22 protein-coding genes and 1 other annotated feature are annotated in these 21,432 nt (G+C 36.7%); all 22 genes read right to left on the bottom strand.

Annotated features, from left to right (window positions below):
• Positions 1-153: 153 nt before the first annotated feature.
• The 22 genes from pyrR to D9782_RS14160 all read right to left on the bottom strand — a co-directional run bounded on the left by pyrR (position 154) and on the right by D9782_RS14160 (position 21,414).
• Positions 154-699 (bottom strand): bifunctional pyr operon transcriptional regulator/uracil phosphoribosyltransferase PyrR, encoded by a 546-nt coding sequence (gene pyrR / locus D9782_RS14265; protein WP_121605061.1) that lies wholly within the window; start codon positions 697-699, stop codon positions 154-156.
• 210 nt (positions 700-909) lie between these two features.
• The gene (locus tag D9782_RS14260; protein ID WP_121605060.1) at positions 910-1,821 is read right to left on the bottom strand and encodes an RluA family pseudouridine synthase; all 912 of its coding nucleotides are present in this window, start codon (positions 1,819-1,821) and stop codon (positions 910-912) included.
• Positions 1,818-2,288 carry a signal peptidase II gene (gene lspA / locus D9782_RS14255; RefSeq protein WP_026680820.1) on the bottom strand — a complete coding sequence of 157 codons (471 nt, stop codon included), beginning with the start codon at positions 2,286-2,288 and terminating at the stop codon, positions 1,818-1,820. The genes D9782_RS14260 and lspA overlap by 4 nt, the downstream gene beginning before the upstream one ends.
• 256 nt (positions 2,289-2,544) lie before the next feature.
• Positions 2,545-2,742: a hypothetical protein gene (locus D9782_RS14250; protein ID WP_121605059.1), complete on the bottom strand. Its 198-nt coding sequence runs from the start codon at positions 2,740-2,742 to the stop codon at positions 2,545-2,547.
• A gap of 532 nt (positions 2,743-3,274) precedes the next feature.
• Positions 3,275-4,069, bottom strand: coding sequence for an ABC transporter ATP-binding protein (locus D9782_RS14245; RefSeq protein ID WP_121605058.1), 795 nt, complete (start codon positions 4,067-4,069; stop codon positions 3,275-3,277).
• Positions 4,070-5,056 carry an ABC transporter permease gene (locus D9782_RS14240; RefSeq protein WP_026679613.1) on the bottom strand — a complete coding sequence of 329 codons (987 nt, stop codon included), beginning with the start codon at positions 5,054-5,056 and terminating at the stop codon, positions 4,070-4,072.
• 66 nt (positions 5,057-5,122) lie between these two features.
• Positions 5,123-6,112, bottom strand: a complete 990-nt coding sequence (locus D9782_RS14235; protein WP_026679612.1) for an ABC transporter substrate-binding protein — start codon at positions 6,110-6,112, stop codon at positions 5,123-5,125.
• A 316-nt stretch (positions 6,113-6,428) separates the two neighbouring features.
• Complete coding sequence (locus tag D9782_RS14230) at positions 6,429-6,626, bottom strand: hypothetical protein (RefSeq protein WP_121603754.1); 198 nt, start codon at positions 6,624-6,626, stop codon at positions 6,429-6,431.
• A 381-nt stretch (positions 6,627-7,007) separates the two neighbouring features.
• Positions 7,008-9,758 (bottom strand): isoleucine--tRNA ligase, encoded by a 2,751-nt coding sequence (gene ileS, locus D9782_RS14225; RefSeq protein WP_121605057.1) that lies wholly within the window; start codon positions 9,756-9,758, stop codon positions 7,008-7,010.
• A 40-nt stretch (positions 9,759-9,798) separates the two neighbouring features.
• Positions 9,799-10,017 (bottom strand) — a binding site (T-box leader).
• A 67-nt stretch (positions 10,018-10,084) separates the two neighbouring features.
• The gene (locus tag D9782_RS14220) at positions 10,085-10,588 is read right to left on the bottom strand and encodes a DivIVA domain-containing protein (RefSeq protein ID WP_026680818.1); all 504 of its coding nucleotides are present in this window, start codon (positions 10,586-10,588) and stop codon (positions 10,085-10,087) included.
• A 99-nt stretch (positions 10,589-10,687) separates the two neighbouring features.
• Complete coding sequence (locus tag D9782_RS14215; protein WP_371413957.1) at positions 10,688-11,410, bottom strand: YlmH family RNA-binding protein; 723 nt, start codon at positions 11,408-11,410, stop codon at positions 10,688-10,690.
• Positions 11,411-11,475: 65 nt separating this feature from the next.
• Positions 11,476-11,742 carry a YggT family protein gene (locus D9782_RS14210; RefSeq protein ID WP_026680816.1) on the bottom strand — a complete coding sequence of 89 codons (267 nt, stop codon included), beginning with the start codon at positions 11,740-11,742 and terminating at the stop codon, positions 11,476-11,478.
• Between the two features lie 7 nt (positions 11,743-11,749).
• On the bottom strand, positions 11,750-12,181 hold the full coding sequence (locus D9782_RS14205; RefSeq protein WP_026680815.1) for a cell division protein SepF: 432 nt from the start codon (positions 12,179-12,181) through the stop codon (positions 11,750-11,752).
• A gap of 9 nt (positions 12,182-12,190) precedes the next feature.
• A complete protein-coding gene (locus D9782_RS14200) occupies positions 12,191-12,859 on the bottom strand; it encodes a YggS family pyridoxal phosphate-dependent enzyme (protein ID WP_026680814.1) in 669 nt (222 codons plus the stop codon).
• A gap of 27 nt (positions 12,860-12,886) precedes the next feature.
• Positions 12,887-13,696: a peptidoglycan editing factor PgeF gene (gene pgeF, locus D9782_RS14195; RefSeq protein ID WP_121605055.1), complete on the bottom strand. Its 810-nt coding sequence runs from the start codon at positions 13,694-13,696 to the stop codon at positions 12,887-12,889.
• Positions 13,697-13,753: 57 nt separating this feature from the next.
• On the bottom strand, positions 13,754-14,032 hold the full coding sequence (locus D9782_RS14190) for a YlmC/YmxH family sporulation protein (protein WP_026680812.1): 279 nt from the start codon (positions 14,030-14,032) through the stop codon (positions 13,754-13,756).
• 483 nt (positions 14,033-14,515) lie between these two features.
• Positions 14,516-15,301: an RNA polymerase sporulation sigma factor SigG gene (gene sigG, locus D9782_RS14185; RefSeq protein WP_026680811.1), complete on the bottom strand. Its 786-nt coding sequence runs from the start codon at positions 15,299-15,301 to the stop codon at positions 14,516-14,518.
• Between the two features lie 124 nt (positions 15,302-15,425).
• Positions 15,426-16,145, bottom strand: coding sequence for an RNA polymerase sporulation sigma factor SigE (gene sigE, locus D9782_RS14180; RefSeq protein ID WP_026680810.1), 720 nt, complete (start codon positions 16,143-16,145; stop codon positions 15,426-15,428).
• Positions 16,146-16,158: 13 nt separating this feature from the next.
• Positions 16,159-17,079 (bottom strand): sigma-E processing peptidase SpoIIGA, encoded by a 921-nt coding sequence (gene spoIIGA / locus D9782_RS14175; protein WP_026680809.1) that lies wholly within the window; start codon positions 17,077-17,079, stop codon positions 16,159-16,161.
• A 643-nt stretch (positions 17,080-17,722) separates the two neighbouring features.
• Positions 17,723-18,877, bottom strand: a complete 1,155-nt coding sequence (gene ftsZ, locus D9782_RS14170) for a cell division protein FtsZ (protein WP_026680808.1) — start codon at positions 18,875-18,877, stop codon at positions 17,723-17,725.
• A gap of 115 nt (positions 18,878-18,992) precedes the next feature.
• Complete coding sequence (gene ftsA, locus D9782_RS14165) at positions 18,993-20,273, bottom strand: cell division protein FtsA (RefSeq protein ID WP_121605054.1); 1,281 nt, start codon at positions 20,271-20,273, stop codon at positions 18,993-18,995.
• A gap of 301 nt (positions 20,274-20,574) precedes the next feature.
• Positions 20,575-21,414: a cell division protein FtsQ/DivIB gene (locus D9782_RS14160; protein WP_121605053.1), complete on the bottom strand. Its 840-nt coding sequence runs from the start codon at positions 21,412-21,414 to the stop codon at positions 20,575-20,577.
• Between the last annotated feature and the right edge of the window lie 18 nt (positions 21,415-21,432).

Raw genomic sequence — 21,432 nt, 5'->3', positions numbered from 1 at the left:
TTCATAAAAAAACCTCTTTGCCTAAAGGTCGCAAAGAGGTATACGTGTAGAGAAGAACACACGTAGGTCTGGGCAACCTTTCAGATCTCTCGTATCTGATTAAAGGTTTCGTATACAGTTTTTATTCATTTACTTTCTAAAGAAGGTTAATTCCTATTTTTCATATATCGAAACAGTATCTTCTTTTCCATCGATTTCTTCTAATTGAACCATAATAATCTCTTTTTCTGATGTCGGAATATTTTTCCCTACATAGTCTGCTCGAATGGGTAGTTCGCGATGGCCACGATCGACCAAGACGCCGAGCTGAATTTGCGAAGGTCTTCCTAAGTCCATAACAGCATCCATCGCTGCTCGCACAGTTCTCCCAGTAAAAAGAACGTCATCTAATAATATAACTTTTTTTCCAGTTATATCTGCTGGAATATTTGTTTTCTTTAAATCCGGGTCTTCACCTTCCGTGGCCTTATCTAAATCGTCACGATATAAGGTGATATCCAATTCACCGATTGGCACTTCGATCGTTTCAATTTGTTTAATTTTCTCCTGTAATCGTTTGGTCAGTGGAACACCCCTTGTTTTTATTCCTACAAGTACAAGGTCGTCCCCACCTTTGTTTTTTTCTAGAATTTCATGAGCAATTCTTGTTAAGGCTCTGTTTATTGCCGGCTTATCTAAAATATCCGTTTTCTTTTTCATTTTTCCACCAACCAATCATAAGAAAAATTTGGGTTAGACCCAACATGTTTATATGTTAAATTGCACACAAAAATCCCTTTTCTCCATGAGGAAAAGGGATTTGGATTCCGATGTTGCATCAATTTCCGTAACCTTTTTAGCCTCACGGGGCTATAGTTAAAGGATCATATTTATTCGTCTGTTTTATTATTACAAACCATGGTTTGATTGTCAATACATTTTACGAATGTAGTCAATCAACTCTTGGAAATAATCAGGTAAATCTACTTCAAAATGCATCCATTCTTTAGTGGTTGGGTGTGTAAACGCGATCTCCTTTGCGTGGAGAGCTTGTCCGTTTACATCTATCGTTTTTCTTGGACCGTACTTTGGATCACCAACTAACGGGTATTCAATATATTTCATATGAACACGTATTTGATGTGTTCTTCCCGTTTCTAATTGACATTCAATATGTGTATAATCGGAAAATTGTTCTATAACTTGAAAATGAGTAACCGCAGGCTTCCCATTTTCCACAACAGCCATTCTTTGTCGATCTTTTGGATCTCTACCAATCGGTGCATCAATTAATCCTTTTTCATGTGGAATATTGCCGTGAACCATAGCATGATATTTTCTTTTTATATCCTTATTCGCTAATTGCTTAGATAAGTGCTGATGTGCTTGATCATTTTTTGCCACGACTAACAAACCACTCGTATCTTTATCAATCCGGTGGACAATTCCTGGACGTTCTATTCCATTAATTCCTGATAGATCTTCACAATGATATAGCAGCGCATGAACAAGTGTACCATGTTGATGACCTGCAGATGGATGAACAACCATTCCTTTTGGTTTATTTACGACTAATAAATCACTGTCTTCATAAATTATATCTAATTCAATAGCCTCAGGAGCTAATTGTAATGGTTCTGCTTTAGGAATGGACCATTCTATATGGTCACCCAATTGACATTTATAATTAGCTTTGACCACTTCTCCATTTACTAAAACAAGTTGCTGTGTTATCCAAGTTTGTACCTGTGATCTGGACATATCTTTGTTTAGATCAGCTAATACTTTATCAATACGAACGCGATGTTGTTCTTCTGTTATAGTATGCTCTAACGGTTTCATGATTTTGCTTTTCCTTTCTTTGCTTCATCGATAAGCATTGCAATGATTATTAAACCTACACCAATAACTAAACTAGAATCAGCTACATTAAATATTGGGAAATCATAGCCGAAAATAATAAAATCAAAGAAATCAACCACTTCCTGACGAAATAGACGATCAATGAAATTACCAATTGCCCCACCTAATACAAGACTAAGCGAAACTGCTAAGGTCTTACTCTCCTTCGCGTGTTTTTGCATGTAATAGATAACACCTACTACAACAATAGCTGTTACAATATAAAAGAACACCATCTGGCCTTCTAAAATCCCCCATGCTGCTCCAGTATTACGATGAGATGTTATGTAGAAGAAATTATTAATAACCGTGATTTGTTCTCCAAGTTCCATTGATCGAACAATCATCCATTTTGTTAGTTGATCCAAGCCGATAATGAATAGAGCAATTAAGTAATACCAATACATTCCTTTTCCCCCGATTTTTAAATTGACATCAATATTTATCTTACCCACTTCACAAAGTAATTTCAATATATATCATACGAATGTATTTACGCAAGTAACCCTCCTTGTACAATATAACTTCCAATTTAATAAGATATTTTCCGTATAAGCAATTGCATATGTTCTGCAAATTAGAAAAACTGAGCAAAATTCGCTCAGTCCTTATCACTACATGCTCAGATTTACGCTTCCTCTAGTAGCTATTATGGAATAATAGCTACTGCTTGACCACCACTCCGGCTGCCCACTTCTCTTTCCGTGGGGTTTGTCCTTCAGCTAACTTTTTTAGCAAAACCCGCTCAAAAAAGTGGATCTTCAGGTCAAACATTTCCCACAGGAGTTGAAGTGGCCGGCCTTCGCTATTATCAGGCTCTACAACGCTAGCATGAAGTAACACAGCTGCTTTTATACTCACGGATAACGATTTTCACTTTACCCATTGTAAAAAAAGTCAACCTATTACTTATGACAAGAATTGTTGCACCTTCTCATAGCGGAGACTAATTACGTAGACTCCTGCGGGATTAGCGCGAGCCGAAAATCCACTTTGCAACGTGTTCTTCTTTGCAAAGTTAGTTGAGGCCGTGCCCGCGGAAAGCGAAGTAATTAGTCGGAGCATTGCCAATATACATCAAACATTTCAAAATAACTACTTGGCTTAACGCAGTCATTGCACTGATTTTATACTTTCTTAACTTTGAACAAAAACGCAAGCGCCCGGTTAGAAACGTAGTGACTGGATTCTAGTCAACGTAGATAAAGGAATCACGGAAAGCTTGTGAGCAGATGATGACTTAGATTAGAGCGATTCGTGAAGTCGCCTCGTTACTGGCCGCATGCGGCTGGACGCGGCTCAACACGCCCATATATCCATAGGCTCAAATTTTATTTCCTAGCCCCCAAAAAAAAGACGACTTATATTAAAGCCTATTTGAGTATTTAACAATTTAACTTAACACTGCACGATCATTATCTAATTGTGTTCCACGAATACGTCTGAACTCCTGTAGTAAATCTTCAATCGTTAATCTTTGTTTTTCTTCTCCACTTACATCATAAATAATTTGACCTTTATCCATCATAATTAATCGATTGCCTAAATCCAATGCTTGCTGCATATTATGTGTCACCATTAAGGTTGTAAGATTAAATTTTTGAACGACCTCTCCCGTTAATTCTGTAATCAGTGCAGCTCTGGATGGATCTAACGCCGCAGTATGTTCGTCCAATAACAATATTTCCGGTTCTGTAAAAGTTGTCATTAACAGCGATAATGCTTGTCTTTCACCACCAGATAGCAGACCAACCTTTGCAGTTAATCGATTCTCTAATCCTAAATTCAGGGAACTTAGTACTTCCTTGAAGGTAGATTTCCTGTTTTTTGTTACTCCAAGTCTTAATTTTCGCTTATGAATCCTACCAAGTGCCATTGCTAGATTCTCTTCTATCGTCATGGAAGGAGCTGTACCTGCCATCGGGTCCTGAAAAACCCTGCCAATAAAAGTAGAACGCTTATACTCTGGCAAATGAGCAACTTGTTGACGATTTATAAAGACATCACCTACATCAGGTATAATTTGTCCTGCAATTACATTCATTAAAGTCGACTTTCCTGCTCCATTACTTCCGATTACTGTTACAAAATCACCTTTATCCATTTCTAATTGAATATCTTGCAATGCCTTTTTTTCGTCAGGAGTCTGTTCGTTAAACGTGACGGATATGTTAGCTAGCTCAAGCATTTACGAGACCTCCTTTTTCAATGGATAAAGCTGCCTTTGTTTTAATAGTCGGCGCTTTTTCTCTTTTCTAGCTTGTAGTATTTTAGGCGTTACTAAAGAAAGAATAACGATTAGCGCGGTCATTAATTTCATATCTCCTGTATCCATAAAGTCGATGCGTAATGCCATCGTAACGATAATCCGATAAATAATTGCTCCACCGATAACAGCAAAAGTAGCTCTTGCCACTGTTTTTTTACCAAATAACGCTTCTCCGATGATAACAGAAGCAAGTCCAATAACAATCATACCAATACCCATACCAACATCAGCAAATCCACCTTGTTGAGCGATCAGAGCCCCAGCAAGGGCTACCATACCATTAGAGATACCAACACCAATAATGGTTAATGAATCTGTATTAGCTGACAGACTCCGAATCATTTGTTTATTGTCACCGATAGCCTGCAGTGCAAGACCTACCTCTGTTTTCAAATAGAAATCAGTTAATACTTTAATCATAAGCGTAACCACAACCATAAGGATTACAATTCCCCAAGTAGGTGGAAATTGTTCAATACCGACTACTGCTAATAAATTGTTTAATAACGTAGTGATCCCGGTGTTCTCAATTAGCGAATTAATGGAATCAAATACGACATTCTCATTTATAATAGATAAATTAGGCTGCCCCATAATCCGTAAATTAATAGAATAAAGCGCTGTCATCATAAGTATTCCCGAAAGTAAAGCATTAATTTTCCCCTTTGTATGTAGCAACCCTGTAAAACATCCAGCAATGAAGCCCGCTGCAGCTGCAAGTATCGTTGCAATAATTGGTGAAACACCATTCATAATGGAAAGCGCTACTACAGCACCTCCAGTAACAAAGCTGCCATCCACAGTTAGATCTGGAAAATCAAGTATACGAAAGGTTAAATACACACCTAATGCCATAATTGCATAGATTAGACCCGATTCTACAGCTCCAAACAAAGATATAAACATATGAATCCTCCTGTTTGAGGTAAAATTTAGAGCCAGACTCATCTCCGGCTCTACTCTATTATTCGTCTATTCAGCTTCTAAAAACTGCGCTGATTCATCCCATTCTGTATTCCATTCTACATTTTGCTCTTCGGCAGCCTGCTTATTAATAAATAACTGGAGTTCAGGTGGGTATTCAACTAGAAAATCACTTGGGGCTTTATCTCCTTTTAATATTGCTGCTGCCATTTCACCTGTTCGATATCCAATTGTATTATAATCAATACCAAACGTTGCAAATCCACCTTTAGCTAGTGAATCAGGCTCGCCAACAATCAATGGAATATCCTGATCATTTGCAACTCCTACTACGCTATCTAGTGCTGAAACTACTGTATTATCTGTAATAATATAAAAAAGATCAACATCACTAACAAGTGAAGTAGCAGCTTGCTGAACTTCAGAAGATGTAGCAACCGTTCTTTCTTCAATTGTTATTCCGGTGCCTTCAGCAGCTGTTTTTACCGCATCGACCTGCGTTACTGAATTTTGCTCACCTGCATTATAGAGCATACCAACCGTTGCATCAGAAAAATAGGTTTCTATAAATTCAACTGTCTTTGCAATTGCATCAGGATGAAGGTCTACCACACCAGTTATATTATCACCAGGTTCTTCCATGGTTTTTATTAAACCTGCTTCTACAGCATCGGTTACCGAGGTAAAAACAATCGGTATGTCACGGGTAGCCTGCAAGGCACCAATCGCACTTGGAGTAGAATTAGCAAAAATTAAATCAACACTATCTGCTACAAACCCATCTGAGATTGGTTTAATATTATTCTGATCTCCCTGAGCACTTTGAAAATCAAATTCGGCGTTAATTCCGGCATCATTTAATGCTTCTTGAAAGCCTTCGTAAGCTGCATCAAGTGACGGATGTTCCACGATTTGACTTACTCCAATTTGATAACTCTTATCATCTGTTGCAGCTGTTCCCTCATCGTTCTCATCGCTTCCACATGCTGTAAGCGCCAGAATGCCGAGAATAACTATAAAGCCTAAAAACCTTTTCAATGCGATTCCCCCTTTTTATACTTCATTAACGTTAGAAATAGTCAAGCGAATTATATCATATAATTTATTAAATAACCAGAATCTTTTAATAGTTAAAAACTATCAGGTTACATAATTTTTTTATTATTCCGTTAATTGTGTATATAAATGTACATAGATAAGGAAGGATTCGGCAGCGGTGCATCGCGCAGAAAAAGCGTTCTTTTTTCAAGGAGGCTTCGCATATTTCAGTAAAAAAACTGAGCAAAATTCGCTCAGTCCTTATCACTACATGCTCAGATTTACGCTTCCTCTAGTAGCTATTATGGAATAATAGCTACTGCTTGACCACCACTCCGGCTGCCCACTTCCCTTTCCGTGGGGTTTGTCCTTCAGCTAACTTTTTTAGCAAAACCCGCTCAAAAAAGTGGATCTTCAGGTCAAACATTTCCCACAGGAGTTGAAGTGGCCGGCCTTCGCTATTATCAGGCTCTACAACGCTAGCATGAAGTAACACAGCTGCTTTTATACTCACGGATAGCGATTTTCACTTTACCCATTGTAAAAAAAGTCAACCTATTACTTATGACAAGAATTGTTGCACCTTCTCATAGCGGAGACGAATTACGTAGACTCCTGCGGGAATTGCGCGAGCCGAAAATCCACTTTGCAACGTGTTCTTCTTTGCAAAGTTAGTTGAGGCCGTGCCCGCGGAAAGCGAAGTAATTAGTCGGAGCATTGCCAATATACATCAAACATTTCAAAATAACTACTTGGCTTAACGCAGTCATTGCACTGATTTTATACTTTCTTAACTTTTAATAAAAAACGAGCTATAATTCATTAATGAATTATAGCTCGTTTTTGTGTTTCTTATTTACTTTTGTCCAGATTCTTTTTAATGACTAGATTAAATTTATGCGGAATAATGTCTCTTTACGACCTCAGCACAACGTGAACATAAAGCAGGGTGTTCACTATCTTCACCTACTGTTGTAGCAGAAATCCAGCATCGTTCACATTTTTCTCCAGCGTGTTTATTAACTGCAACATGAACATACGAATAAGGCTTAGTTTCTGACGTATCATCACTTACCTCAGCCTCTGAAACAATTAAATATTGATGTAGCTGCTCAATAGACTGTAATACATCTTTCGTTTGCTCATCTTTCGGTACTAACTTTATTTTTGCTTCAAGTGACTTACCAATTATTTTCTCATTTCTAGCTTCTTCTAATGCCTTTAACACATCATCACGAACACGCATGAAGTGATCCCATTTTTCTACAGCAAATTTTGTTATTTCTCTCGACTCAGGAATGTCTGTTAATTGAACACTATCACTTTCTACTCCTGGAATATACTCCCACACTTCTTCAGCTGTATGCGGAATAATCGGTGTTAATAGTTTAACTAGAGACGTTAGAATTTCATAATAGCCTGTTTGAATACTACGTCTTCTATGATTATCCTTTGCTTCAATATATAAAATATCTTTAGCAAAATCCAAATAGAAGGAGCTCAAATCAACTGCACAGAAATTATGAATTTGATGGAATATTGGTGAAAACTCATAGCTTTCATAGCTTACACGCACATCGTTTATTAATCGTTGAAGACGATAGAGCATATATTTGTCGACATCTTCCAATTCTGTATCAGCAACTCGATCTGTTTTCGGATCAAAATCAGCAAGATTAGCAAGCATAAAACGGAATGTGTTACGGATTTTACGATACGCTTCAGAAACCTGTTTTAAGATATCATTTGAAATACGAACATCAGCTTGATAATCTACTGAAGATACCCATAAACGAAGAATATCCGACCCTAGCTGCTTCTGTACTTTCCCAGGTTGAATTACATTGCCCAGCGATTTACTCATCTTTCTACCGTCACCATCAAGTGCAAACCCATGGCTAATAACAGTTTTATAAGGAGCTTTTCCAGTAACAGCTACTGATGTGGATAAGGATGAATTAAACCACCCTCGGTATTGGTCGCTACCTTCTAAATAAATATCTGCTGGACGATAATGATCTTCTCTGCCAAGTAATACCGCTTCATGTGAAGATCCAGAATCAAACCATACATCCATAATATCCGTTTCTTTGGTAAACATATTGTTTGGGCTGTGCTCCGAGGTAAAGCCTTTAGGTAGTAAATCATTTGCTTTCCACTCGAACCAAATATTAGATCCATGCTCCTTAAATAAATCAGACACATGACTAATTGTTTCATCTGTAATGATTGGTGTTTTATCCTCTGCATAAAATACTGGGATTGGCACACCCCATGTTCGCTGACGTGAAATACACCAATCTTCCCTATCTCGCACCATATTATATAATCTTGTTTCTCCCCATTGTGGATACCAATTGATAGCTTTGATTTCATCTAATATCGTATGACGAAAGTCCTTAATCGAAGCAAACCACTGTGACGTTGCACGGAATATCGTTGGTTTCTTCGTACGCCAATCATGTGGATAGGAATGCGTTATAAATGCGAGCTTTAACAATGCACCGGCTTCGTCTAATTTTTCTGTAATTACTTTATTTGCTTTATCATAAAACAGACCTTCAAAGCCAGGAGCTTCATCGGTAAATACACCTTTTTCATCTACTGGGCAAAGTGCATCCATACCGTAACTTCTAGCTACGTAAAAGTCATCTTCACCATGTCCAGGTGCTGTATGAACACAACCTGTACCAGCTTCTGTTGTTACATGTTCTCCAAGCATTACTAATGATTCACGATCATAGAAAGGGTGTTTAGCGACAACCTTATCCGCTTCTTCTCCTTTAAAGGTTTGAATTACTTCTGGATTGTTCCATTCTAACGCCTCTGTCACTGCTTCTAAAAGAGCGTGAGCAATGACAAACTTATCATCATTTACTGCAACTACAGCATATTCTAATTCAGGGTGGATACTTATTCCAAGATTAGCTGGGATCGTCCAAGGTGTTGTCGTCCAGATAATAAATTTGACGTCAGATTCCAATAAGCCTCTACCATCCGTTACTTCAAATGAAACGTAGATGGAAGGAGATCGTTTATCATGGTATTCAATTTCGGCTTCGGCCAAAGCGGATTCTGAAGAAGGAGACCAATACACTGGCTTTAATCCTTTATATATATAGCCTTTCTTCGCCATTTCTCCAAATACTTTTATTTGCGCGGCCTCATAATCCTTTGTCAACGTAATATATGGATTGTCCCAATCGGCACGTACACCTAGCTTTTTAAATTGCTCCCGCTGGTTATCTACTTGTCCAAGTGCGTATTCAGCACAAAGTTTTCGAAATTCAGCAATACTTAATTCTTTACGTTTCACTTTCTTATTTTTTGTCAGTGCTGTTTCAATTGGTAAACCATGTGTATCCCATCCTGGAACATATGGTACATGATATCCTGTCATCGATTTATAACGAGTAATAAAATCCTTTAAAATTTTATTTAATGCGTGACCAATATGCAAATCTCCGTTTGCATATGGAGGGCCATCATGAAGAATAAATAATGGTTTCCCCTTTGTTCTTTCTAAGCTCTTTTTATATAGGTCCTTTTCCTCCCATTCTGACTGGCGAATAGGCTCTTTATTTGGTAAGTTTCCACGCATCGGAAATGCAGTTTTTGGCATTAATAATGTTTCTTTATAGTCCATTTATGCTCCTCCTTCTAAATTAAAAAATCCCCTCTATCCCAAAAGGGACGAGAAGACTCGCGGTACCACCCTTATAAATTTGACTAACTGTCAAATTCACTCGAAATTCGTAACGTGAATGATCCCGTTCATTACTAATTCATTTCATAATGAAAGCTCAAGAGTGATTTTCTAAAAGTATTACTGTGTTGGGCTCCCACCATACCCCAACTCGCTATTCAGTAACTCACCTTTATACTAGCTCTATCCTTGCTTAATTTATTCAACTAATGATTCATAGACCTCTGTGTAAGAATTATATGTAAAATAGCGACTAGCGTCAAGGCTTATGATTCATTCTCTGCTAATTCTAGGTCTTCACCTATTTCCGCATCAAATAACTGTTCCCAATCATCAGTACCTATCATGTCCAACTGAGCTTCAACCAACATTTTTAAACGTGTACGAAAGACTTTGGCCTGTTTTTTTAACTCTTCTACATCCATTGAAATACGACGAGACTTGCTTAGAGCTTCGTTAATAATGCGGTCAGCATTTTTTTCTGCCTCTTTAATTATTAATTTGGATTCTTTTGTAGCATTGCCTTTTAGCTCTTCGGCAGTTTCCTGCGCGATAAGAATTGATTTATTTAGGGTTTCTTCGATATTCGTAAAGTGACCAAGCTTCTCATTTAAGTGATCTACTTGCTCCTTTAAATCCTTTTTCTCACGTATAACCATTTCATAATCTTTAATTACCTGATCAAGAAATTCGTTTACCTCATCTTCATCATATCCGCGAAAACTTCTAGTGAATTCTTTATTATGAATATCCAATGGTGATAATGGCACAACAGCCACCTCCTATTAAAGTTGTTTCACAAAACGTACTATCCCCATCTTACACTTTTATTCGACAAAAGGTAGCTAATTCCTGCATATTTAACAAAATTATTTCAAGATTGCAGTAGTTACCTTAATTTTATCTTTTTTTGTTTTCCCCCTAATTTGTACCACTTTACTCCTTCCCTTACCTCTTAGTGATAATAGATCACCTTCCTGTAAGAGAAACTTTACATCTTCGATGACTTTAAAATTCACCTTGACATGTGACTTATTAATGTAAGATACCGCATCTTTTCTTGAAATCCGGTAGATTTCTTTAACAAGTGTATCAAGTCGTAAGGAGGAGACGGTGCAATCTGATTCCTCCCAGTTCATTTGTTTCCGTTTAAATTCTGATAACGGCATTTCTTCCAACGTTATTTTTGTTGTTTTGATGGATAATAAATTAGTCTTCACATATGAAGCTATTTCATCTGCAACGACGATTTGGATCAGGCCATTGTCCACGTAAATATCTCCAAGCTTTTTTCGTTTAATACCTAAAGATAGAAATGCGCCCATTATGTCGCTGTGTGTCACATTTACAAATTTAGATTGATAACTAGCTTGTAATAATGTTAATTGAAAATCATCAGCTTGTATTGTGTCATAAAAGGGGGCAATTACTACCCGTTTCCGCTCCACATATGGATTTCCTCCATGATAGGCTAGTTTTACTTCATCGCCTTTGGAACCAATAAGCATGTCCATGATCTGCTGTTCACGAGGGTCAAGAAAATCTGTTAACCGTTGCTGAAAGGATCGCTCCACTTGTTCCTTCCATGACATGACCTGATCAATAAAGGGCTCCTCATCTTTCCTAAAATGCTGGTAGATCTCCATTGTTTAACCCTTTAAAAAACAAACATCTGGAAGAATTGTAATAACCCCATTCTTGCTAAATACAAGACAAAAATGGCGACGATTGGTGATAGGTCGATCATGCCGATCGGAGGAATAAACTTACGAAATTGCTCTAAATACGGTTCACATACTTTTGCTAATATTTGTCCGAATGAAGATTCCCTTGCACCTGGAAACCACGACATAAAAATATATATAATTAACGCATAACTGTATATAACAAAAGCAGTATCTAATAATCGATAAAGTCCAAACATTTATTTGCTACCATCCTTTTTCATATTCATCTTCCATAAAAGCGTCTGTAATCGTACCAGACACATTGACATTATCAGGTGTACAGAGGAATGTTTGTGCACCCAGCTTTTGTATATCGCCATTTACAGCATATACTGTTCCACTTAAAAAGTCGACGATGCGTTTCGCCTGATGATTGTCCACGCGTTGTAGATTAATAACGACTGCTCGGCGATTAACGATATTGTCGGCTATTTCCTGGGCTTCATTGTATGTCCTAGGTTCACATAGTACAACTTTAGAAGTTGGATTTTGCATACTAGTAAGATTAACGACATTTTGATTTTTATCTTTCGGTTGTGGTCTAGGATCATTTTCTAGTTCATCAACATCAACATATTCATATTCATACTCATCTTCCATTGTGAAATAGTTTTTAATTTTGTTCTTTAAGCTCATTTTGTCACCTCACCCTACTAATTTTGTACCAATTCGGATATGTGTTGCACCCTCTTCAATTGCTATTTCATAATCATTACTCATGCCCATAGAAAGATACTGACAAGGCGCATGCGTATAATTTTCACGTTGTACGTTTGACCTTATATCAGCTAATCTACGGAAAATCATTCGTAGTTTTTCTTTATCATCAATGTGAGGAGCCATTGTCATCAAACCAACTACATACACGTTAGGATAGTTTGCTAAGTCCTCTATAAATGGAATAACTTGGTCTGGATCAATACCATGTTTCGATTCTTCGCCGCTTACATTTACTTGAATAAAGCAGTTCACTGGATCAGTTGCACGTTTATTTATTTCTTTCGCTAACGATAATCTATCCAGCGAATGCAAAAAATCAACTTGATTAATAATTTCTTTTACTTTCCTAGATTGCAGTGTACCAATAAAGTGCCAGGTCCCTTTGTCTTTTAAAAGATTATACTTCTCTTGGAAGCCCTCAAGTCGATTTTCACCGATATTCGTGATGCCAGCTAGTATCGTTTCCTCTGTTCGCTCTATTGTAACATATTTCGTCACACCAATTATGGTGATGTCCTCCAGATTTCGATTACGCTTCAAACATGCTTGTCTTATTTTTTGCTGTATTGCTGTTAAATTTTGTGCTACATCCATTATTTCCAATTCTCCTCCCTCGTATAATCATGATGAAAAGCCAATAAAGCCTAACATTCTACCAGTTCTCCCATGATCTCTGCGGTGTGAGAAAAATAAGTCATTCTCTCGAAACGTGCAATAATTTGTTACATCTATATTATTACGTAATACCCCAGCTTGTAAAAGAATATCTATATTTAATTGTTTTAAATCAAGTAAATATCGATTTATACCAGTTGGTAGAACTGAACTTTGTCTATGTGATAATGGAATCCTATCGATAACCTTTTGCTCTACTTCGTAAAACTGCTTTGTTATGCAAGGGCCGATAGCCACTAACAAGTCGCTCACATTTACCCCATGATTGGCTAGGGTATTGACCATATCATCAGCTATCCCACTAACAGTACCTTTCCACCCTGCGTGTGCAATACCAATATAAGAAGTAATTGGGTCGAAGAAAAATAATGGAACACAATCTGCAAAAAATCCAGTACATAAAATCCCTGAAGTATTTGTAATTAATCCGTCTGTATCTTTAATTGCCGTATCATATTCGGTTGCACCTTTACCTTTGTCATTTTCAGTGACAGCATGTATGCGTGTTTGATGGATTTGCTCTCCACTAACCCAATTATTTAATGGAATCCTTACATGATTAGCAATTATTTCTCTATTTTTTATTACATTTTCTGTACTATCATTAACATGTAACCCACCATTTAAGGATGCGTATGGTTGCCTACTTACTCCACCATGTTTTGTGGTAAATCCAACTTTTAATTTTTCATTTCGTTTTTGCCATTTTTCGATATGTAATATGGAATCATTGTGCTTGATAAAGGGCTCTGACAATCTAACTACCTCCCACGTTCACTGCTTGTTTCATTTTACCACAAAATCTGCTGTTTTTTATTTTCTTTCCTGAATAAATGGTTCATTATATAATTTCGGCTTTTCGACATCTTTTACGAGGATAACATCCGATCCAATTCGAACAATTTGATTCCAATGGATAACAAGTTCTTCTGCCTTACCAAATAATCCACTTTTCTTATCCCTCGGAATGATTACAATTGCAAGAATTCTACCATTTGTTGTATCAATTTCTAAGTCATTGATATGTCCCAGTTTTCGACCATTGTCAATAATGATTACTTCTTTAATTTGTAGTTCAGATAATTTTATCACTTTTATTCACCTCACCCTTACTCTATATATATGCATAACTTTTGTGATCTTTCATGGAACAATAAATTTACAAGATATCTTTGCGATTAGTTATACAAGAATGCTTGCGTTGGAAGTTATAGATACTTATGACACGAACTCGTCAAAATTTGCAGGAGATTCGTTGTTTACTTCAAACAGGTTCGTAGCGACTAGAGCGAGTCAACGGAGATAAAGGAATCACTGTGAGCTTGTGAGCCGATGATGACTTAGATTAGGGTGATTCATGAAGTCGCATCGTTCCCTGGGCACTGAAGCTGGAAGCGGCTCAACACGCCCATATTTATCCAGATTGGCTAACACTTATAATTTCCTTAAATTACCAGAATAAAAAAGCTTGTAGACATTCTCTACAAGCTGAAAGTGTAGAAACACCTATAGCGTTTCTACACTCTGAGGGAACAGATCCGTAATCTTCCCTTGACTATCTTAATAGCCTTTCATTTATTCAAACATCTGTTTATTCATTTGTTTAATCGCTGCTTTTTCCAAACGAGAAACCTGCGCCTGGGAAATTCCAATTTCATCTGCAACTTCCATCTGTGTTTTTCCTTGGAAGAATCGTTTGTTTAGTATCATTTTTTCACGATCGTTTAATTGATGCATCCCCTCTTTTAAAGATAATTTATCAAGCCAGGTAGAATCCTTATCCTTATCATCACTTATTTGATCCATTACATAGATCGGATCACCGCCATCATTGTAAATTGGTTCGAATAAGGAAACCGGATCCTGTATAGCATCCAATGCAAAAACAATATCTGAATGGGGAATACCCATTTCTTCTGCAATTTCCATTGGGGTTGGTTCCTTTGATGTTTTGTTGATTAATTTTTCTCTTACTTGTAGTGCTTTATAAGCAATATCGCGTAATGATCTAGAAACTCTAATTGGATTATTATCTCGCAAGTATCTTCTGATTTCCCCAATGATCATAGGAACAGCATAGGTAGAAAACCTCACATTATGGGATAAATCAAAATTATCTATGGATTTCATTAATCCGATGCAGCCAACCTGAAACAAGTCATCAACGTATTCTCCACGATTATTAAATCGTTGAATAACACTTAAGACAAGTCGCAGATTTCCGTTAACCAGCTCCTCCCGTGCAGATAAGTCTCCATCTCCTTGTTGCATTCTCTTAAATAATTCTCGCATTTCTTCATTCTTTAGTACAGGTAGCTTCGATGTATCAACACCACATATTTCAACCTTATGTCTTGTCATCTGCGTTCAACCCTCCCAGTTGGTGATGCTGTTCATGGACAGTATCTCCGACTGAGAAGATTTTTATGCAGACACTAGCATGAAGAAATACTCATAAAAACCTTCTTTACTTACAGCGACAAGGCTAGACCATTTTATTAAATTCTTTTTTTAATCGGCGAATAATTTTTTTCTCTAATCGGGAAATATATGACTGAGAAATACCTAACATATCCGCTACATCCTTTTGTGTTTTTTCTTCTTCTCCAATTAAACCAAATCTCAGCTCCATGATTTGTTTTTCACGGGCATTTAACTGTGACAGAGCATTCTTCAATAAGCTTTTATCAACGCTGGACTCTAGATTTCTTGTAATTATATCTTCATCTGTTCCTAAAACATCAGAGAGTAGTAACTCATTTCCATCCCAATCGATATTTAGCGGTTCATCAAAGGATACCTCTGATTTAAGCTTATTATTTCTTCTTAAATACATTAAAATTTCATTTTCTATACAACGAGATGCATATGTGGCAAGTTTAATTTTTTTCTCAGGATTAAAGGTATTCACCGCTTTAATAAGTCCGATTGTTCCAATACTAATTAAATCTTCAATATTTATTCCTGTGTTTTCAAATTTACGAGCAATATAAACAACCAATCGTAAATTTCGTTCGATTAAAATGGCTCTGGCGGATTTATCTCCCTTTGGAAGTAAGACTAATAATTCCTGTTCTTCTTGCTTAGAAAGTGGTGGTGGTAAAGCTTCACTCCCACCAATATAATATATTTCATCTGATTTGAGTCCTAATTTAATTAAAATTTTGTACCACCATAAACGAAGGCGTAATTTTGTTGATCTCAAAGCAATCTCTCCTTTATGCAGAATGAATTGTCGCTAATTTTATAATTTGTGGATGTAATAAACAATGATAGCTTTCATCTTTTGTTAGATTGGAAAACTGAAGCCCTACCAATACTTTACTCGTTACAATCTTTTGTTCACCATAATAGATAACTAATGTATCTGGTCGAATCGTAAAGAGAAATGTACTATTACCTTGAACACCTTGATAAGGTACTAACTGCAAATATTTCTCCCACTCCGTTGGCAAACTATCCAAATCTAGTGATTCACTGCACTTACGAACTCGTTTCCATTCTTCTTCCGTAAACCAATTCTTCAAGAAAGGTTCGTCGCATAAGATTACCGGTTTTTTTGTAAGCGGATCGATTAATTGATTACCACTATCAATGTACCCTGTAGTAGAATAGCTCTTTCCCTTAATTTGTATAGTTACTGGGCACAATTGATCATAGCGTATTTTTTCTGCAGCATGCTTGTCCATACGGGATTTTGTAAATACCCAAACCAATGGAAACCCGATTACAACAAATAGCCAGCTTACTGGATCTCCAAAGCCGCTGTTAAAGGTCAGAAATCCATTGCTGTCTAAACCAAATGGACGCTGAAATAAATAGTGAATACCTATTAATCCACCTCCAATAGAGAAGGTAATAAAATAAAATAGCAGCAATAATTTTATCCAACGGTAAAAATTATGATAACCAAATGTAGTTAAGATAATGAAGCACGAGAACAAGAGTTTTCCTATTACACTGGTAAAAAAAGTATCAGGAAAATAGAGAGAGATAGGAACGAGTAAAGATGCAACAAATCCCCCAATTACTATGCGGATAATCCGTGTACTATCTCTTGCTAAAGCTTGTGTGAGCATTAAAAGCATGATATCTAATAAAAAATTTAATGCCCAAACAGCATCCAGATAAATAGTCACACCTTTCCTTCCTTTCACGTATTCTGTCATATGAAAGATTTTAAATTATTAACTTCATAATGATTAAAGTATATCGAAGAGAAAAGGAAAAGTCTGTCATTTCCTGTATGGTTCGTATGACTAATTTTAACGAGTTGTTGGAATGTTTGTCGGTAATTATAGCCAAGTTAAAAATTGGACTTAAATGACCTATGCATGAAATTGGTTGATCCAATTTAAAAGAAAAGAGGATATACATAATGCTTAAACTTGATAATTTGGCCAATTTTTGTGTGGTGGGTGTAATAGTGAAGAAAATCGAGAGAGGAACTGGAAAACAGAATTTATAGTAATAAAGTACCAGTGCCAGTCCAATTGTTACTCATGTTCTAAATTCATTCATAGGATGGTTCTTTTCCTTATAATGAACAAATTGACAAAGAATAAAAGCGCAATCGCTCGATTAGAAACGTAGCGACTAGAGCGAATCAACAGAGATAAAGGAATAACGGTGAACTTGCGAACTGATGATGACTTATCGTAGGGCGTTTACGCTCGACGCGGCTCAACACGCTCCTATGTATCCACATGGACTAATTTTATAATTTCTTTGACAATAAAAAAGGCCAATGCACGTAATAGTAGCATTGCCTTCTTTTTATCATTAACGATTTCGATTACGGTTTCGATTTCTTAAGAAAGTTGGAATATCTAAACCATCTTCCTCTTGTCTTGGTCTTTGCTGTTGAACAGGTTCACTCTCTCTTTCTCTACTAGGTGGTTCTTCATTTACTCTAGTAGCAGCATGCTGATGATGATTAATTACCGGTCGATGCTGTTTTGGTTGCTGCTCCATTTTCTTAGTAGATTCATCAAAGCCTGTCGCTATAACCGTGACAACAATTTCATCTTTTAAGTTTTCATTAATAACCGATCCAAAGATTACATTGACTTCATTATCGGCAGCAGAAGTAACTAAATCAGCAGCTTCTTGAACTTCATACAGACTTAAGTTAGTACCCCCAGTTATATTCATCAAGATGCCGTGCGCGCCATCTATTGAGGTTTCTAATAGTGGTGAAGAGATTGCTTTTTTAGCAGCCTCAGTAGCCCTTGTTTCACCAGTAGCTACACCAATCCCCATTAGGGCAGAGCCCTTATCAAACATAATGGTTTTAACATCGGCAAAGTCAACATTGATTAGCCCTGGTTTTGCAATTAAATCTGAAATGCCTTGTACACCCTGACGCAATACATTATCAGCTTCGCGGAAAGCTTCTAACATTGGTGTATTTTTATCTACTATCTCTAGAAGACGATCATTTGGTATAACAATTAATGTGTCCACACTACCTTTTAATGACTCAATTCCAGAAATTGCTTGCGTGGATCTTCTTCGGCCTTCAAAAGAGAATGGACGCGTTACTACTCCTACTGTAAGGGCACCAAGATCTTTTGCGATCTGTGCAATAACTGGAGCAGCACCAGTACCAGTACCTCCACCCATTCCAGCAGTTACAAATATCATATCTGCTCCTTGCAGTACTTCCTCAAGCTGTTCTTTACTTTCTTCTGCGGCTTTTTTGCCTACTTCAGGATTAGCTCCAGCACCTAATCCTCTAGTTAATTTTCCACCAATTTGTATTTTCAATTCTGCTTTTGATAGATTTAAAGCTTGAGCATCTGTATTTACAGCGATAAACTCTACACCTTCAACGCCGTGTTCGATCATACGGTTAACAGCATTATTACCGCCACCGCCAACTCCAATTACTTTTATTGTGGCTAATTCTTCCATGTTTGTATCAAACTCCAACATATCTCGTTCCTCCTAATATGCAAAATTACAAGCGTTTCTAGAAGCTAATTAATTAGAGGTCACCTTAAAGTATACAGTAAAAAATACTGCTTTTTAAGTCGATGGAAATAATTGTCTAATCAAAAAAATACTTAAACAAATTAGCTATTCCAGATTCTTTTTTATTATTTTCTTTTGCTTCATTTGATTTTGACTGTTTTTTTACTCGCTTTGGTTGTATTTCTTGTTTCTGTTCGATAACAGATGGAAACAATTCTTTTCCTTGTATTTTCGCATTACGGTAGGCAAATTGCAAGATTCCAACCCCCGCAGTAAACTGTGGTTCTCTGACACCTATATAATCTGGAATCGCTATACGAATATTGGATTGATATATATCCTCCGCAAGCTCCAGAACACCCGGCATAGCCATCGTACCTCCAGTCAGTACATATCCACCAGGTAATCTATGATAGCCCATCTTTCTAATTTCTCTTTCAGCAAACGCAAAAATTTCTTCCATTCTAGCTTCTATCATATCTGAGATTTCCAATTGATTATACGTTTGCTTTGTATTACTTCCTATTATGGAAACATCGAATACTTCTTCCTCTAAAGCATGATCATAAAAGGCATGTCCATAATTTAGTTTAACATCTTCAGCCTCCTCTGTAGACGTTCGTAACCCAATCGACAGATCCTTTGTAATATTGTCACCGCCCAATTGAACGACACTTGTTGAGACAAGATGATCACCTTCAAAAATAGATACAGTTGAGCAACCACCACCAACATCAATCAATGCGACACCCATGTTCTTTTCATCCTTTGATAAGGCGGTCGTACCAGCTGCAAGTGGTTGAAGACAAATATCAGCAACCTGGAGATTTGCTCGCTCCACACATTTTAAGATGTTATGTAAAACCGTCTTAGAGCAAGTGATAATCGTACCTTCCATTTCTAATCGTACGCCAATCATTCCTCGTGGATCATTAATCTCGTCTAACCCATCAACAATAAATTGTTTAGGTATGACATCGATAATCTCACGTTCTGGAGGAATGGACATAACTTGGGCTCCATCAATCACTCTCGTAATATCATCATCACTTATCTCACGGTTTTCACTTTGAACCGCTACTACTCCGTGACAAGGTTGTAATTGAATGTGATTTCCATTCACGCCGACTACAACACTATCAATTTGCATGCCTACCATACGTTCTGCTTGTTCAACAGCATTTCTAATGGACTGGACTGTCTGATCAATGTCTATAATAGCACCTTTCTTCATGCCATTTGATTTAGCAGAACCAACTCCAATGATGTTTAATGAATCGTTTAAAACCTCACCTATTATAACTTTGATTTTTGATGTACCTATATCAAGACTTACTAATACTTCACTGTTGTTCAAGTAAGGCACCCCCCAGTTCAGAAGCTGCACAACTAAGCAAACTTCTTATACCAAATTCTGTAATTATCCTAATAATGTAATAGTTTAAAACATTTCCTAAAAATAAAATATATATAGGTTATTCCACATAAAATATAGGATTCCTTTTATTTTTCGGTAATTTTTTTAAAAAAATTAAGCAGATTTTACAATTAATACAATGTGATCATTAATTATTTAGGAAAAAGAAACCATACCTCTTATATTAAACTATTTCGTAAAGAGAGCTGGAATTATGACTTTCATAAGAAATTAAATTCTTTTACTCACGATTTTCAGATGTTGCCTCCTGATTTATAGTATCTTCTACTGATTCTTCAGATTCAGTGGTTTCATCTTGCTGGCTCTCTTCTTTTTCATTAAAAGACTCAAAATAGGCTCCTACTCCAATATGAACAATTCCTTCACTGTCTGCATCCAATTGAGCAACAATAGATGGGTATACTTCCATTCTAGCTGCAAAATCCCGAATCGTTGCATCAACCGTTAATCCATCATTCATATATAGGCGAATTTTGTTTTTATTATCATCCGTTGGAGCCCAATGAATCTCAGAAATTAACTTCAATATACTTTTGGGAAGTTTTTCTAGTTCTGCTGTCATCCTATGTATATATTCTTTTTCGGTAAAATTGGATATTAATGGAGCATCTCCAGTAAAGGTATGCTGTTCCAAACTATTGAGCACAGTACCGTTCCCTAGAATTGGATAATATTTTGTTTCCTTTTGTACATAACCAACACGCTCATATTCTTCCACTTGAATAGTGATTGTCCACGGTAATTTTCTATCTACACTTGCGGATGAAATAATCGGATTATTCTCTACTGCTTTCACACTCGCTGATTTATCAATTGTCCATATATTCATATCTTCCGCTAAATTACTTATGCTTATTACTTCTTTATCCGATAAAAAGGTATTTCCTTCTACCTCGATATATCGGATATGACTTAATGAAGATTGCAGATAGACGATAATAGAAATTAATAAGAAAAAAATAGAAAGATAAAATATTAACCGTCGATTTGCCTTTTTTTTCCTAGCCTGCTTCAATTTCGGTATCCTATCTTCTATTGAAACAACTTTCTTTTTTGCCATCTCCATTTCTTCCTTTAT

Source organism: Virgibacillus sp. Bac332 (assembly GCF_003667785.1).
GTDB lineage: Bacteria > Bacillota > Bacilli > Bacillales > Amphibacillaceae > Virgibacillus > Virgibacillus salarius.
The sequence above is the reverse complement of the archived record's forward strand: the minus strand, read 5'-3'. Positions and strand labels throughout refer to the sequence as shown.